This window comes from Pedobacter sp. 01N416 (assembly GCF_056399685.1).
Window position 1 is genome coordinate 1 of sequence record NZ_JBFTRT010000710.1, and the last position, 2,273, is coordinate 2,273.

Annotated in this window: 2 protein-coding genes; both read right to left on the reverse strand. The window is 41.2% G+C overall.

The genetic code is table 11. The features are described from left to right. Positions 1–1,475 (reverse strand): M20/M25/M40 family metallo-hydrolase (locus AC1DND_RS26170; protein ID WP_477585561.1); only part of this gene is annotated, 1,475 nt, incomplete at its 3' end. A gap of 377 nt (positions 1,476–1,852) precedes the next feature. Further along, positions 1,853–2,273, reverse strand: a 421-nt coding sequence (locus tag AC1DND_RS26175; RefSeq protein ID WP_477585563.1) for a YciI family protein, incomplete at its 5' end; no start/stop codon positions are given.

Below are 2,273 nucleotides of genomic sequence, written 5' to 3' on the forward strand. Positions count from 1 at the left end.
GGTAAATCGGTCGCTTTTTCAGTTGAAGTTTTCTCCGGATCTTCGCAGGCCATATAAACCATAATGGCAGCTAAAATTACATTGCTTCTGATTTCATCGAAAACCAATTTATCGTAACTGTCGCGGTTGGTGTGCCAGGTGTATGTGCCATAATCCCAGCTGGTAGAACTTAGCGAATAGCCTAATGCTCCGGCAGCGACAAAAGAAGCAAAATCAGAACCTCCTGCACCAGGCGATCCTGGGAAATTTGTTTTGATCTGGTTTTTAATGGTATCTGGTACTGCAGCCAACCAGCGGGTAATATAATCTTTCGATTTAGCAAAGCCTTGTCCGCCAATATTCACCACCCGGCCTGTACCGTTATCTTGGTTAAACAATGCCTGAAGATTGTTTACAATTTCCGGATGATCTTCTACAAAAGCCCTTGAACCATTTAAGCCCTGCTCTTCGCTTCCCCAATGGCCAACCAAAATGGTACGTTTAGGGTTGGGATAGATTTTTTTTAGAATGCGCATGGCCTCCATCATTAAAATGGTACCAGAACCATTATCTGTAGCGCCGCTTGCGCCATCCCACGAATCGAAATGTGCCGAAAGCATCACGTATTCGTTTGGTTTCTGTGTGCCTTTAATTTCGGCTATGGTATTAAAGGTTGGTACTATGCCCAATTTCTTAGCATCTGCTTCGATTCTTAACTTAGGTTTATCGCCATTTAAAGCCAAGCGGTAAACCAAGCCGTAATCTTCAACAGATAAATCTAAAGTTGGAACCTTTTTAGTATTTGCACCGAAAATTTTATCTACGCCAAAACCCTGCGACCAGTTATTGATCACTACTGCTACTGCACCTGCATTTTCTATGGCTACAGGAAGTGTTTTTGCTGTTAAACCCGTTTTGGCTATACTGGCTGTCCACGCTTTAGCGGCATCGGCTTTTTCTTTTTTAAATTTCTCGAACAAATCTTTGGTGGCAAACTCTTCCCAGTTTTTTTCTGGTCGGCCGGATAGTTGATTCATCGAAATCAATACGATTTTACCTTTTACATTTGGTAACCATTTTTGAAAAGATACCGAGTCTGTAATTGCCGGAAGGATAATCGCTTCTGCATTAATGGCTTTACCGTTTGTAGAAGGACTCCAAGCCAATTGCGTACCTTCTAAGGTCCTAACCCGCGGACTTATTAAATCGATGTGCGTAATGCCTCTTTCCCRGCCGGCCCATTCGCCCCATTTTTCATTTTTTGCAGAGATCCCCCAATCGCTATATTTTTTTACGGCCCAATCATTGGCCTGTTTCATTTGTGGTGAACCAACTAAACGTGGCCCTACAACATCTAAAAGTTCGTGAGCGAGTTTCTCCAATTGAGAGTTGTCGTTCACTTCTTTAACAATATTGTCGATTATTTTTTTGTCTTGCGCAAATATGCAGGTTGAAGTGCATAGCAATAGCGCAGAAAATAGTAGTTTTTTATTCATAATTAGTTAGGGTTGATTATTTGATAAGCTAATTTATGAAATATGGGGTAGGGTTGAAGGATGTTAATGGAAATGTTGCAGTTTGGGTAAGTTAACCTGCTTTAGGTGGTGTCAGATGTTGCCATCTGACACTAAATTGAGTATTTTACAGGAGTTAGATTTGCTAAAAGGTCAGATGGTAACATCTGACCTCACTATAAGGGCATAGGCTGAGGATACATAGTTGAGATAGGGATTGAGGTTGGTGAGCCATCAACCTTGAAGAGAAGACCACAGTTGAATAGTGAATGATTCAATAAGATAAAAGGTCAGATGTTACGATCTGACCTCACTATGTTAACTTCTCCGTGCCTTCAGTGCTTCCGTGGCAAACAACCCTAAAAACTACTCTTTTGGATCTTATCGTGAAACGGCAAATATTCAGCTAGCGCTGCAGAGCCATACCAATTGTATAATTCTGGTTCCAGTAATTTAGCTTTTATGGCCGGATCACTTTCCAGTAGTTGTTTTGCCTCTTCGATCGATTTTGTATTTAAAACGAAAATGCCGCGGTAATTTTTATCGTTTTTACCCATCGGACCAGCAACTACGAGTTTTTGCATATCGACCATTTTACCCATGTTTGCCATATGTCCGGCAAATAAACTATCTGTTTTGGCTTTGGTTTCTGTGGTATTCGTACCTGATTTAAGAATAACCAGCACATACATTTTCATGCCATAGTTGTCGGCACCAAGCTTTTTAGCCAAGGCTTCATCATAAGGGGCTTTAGCTTTTTTCTCCTGCGCTTGTATAGCG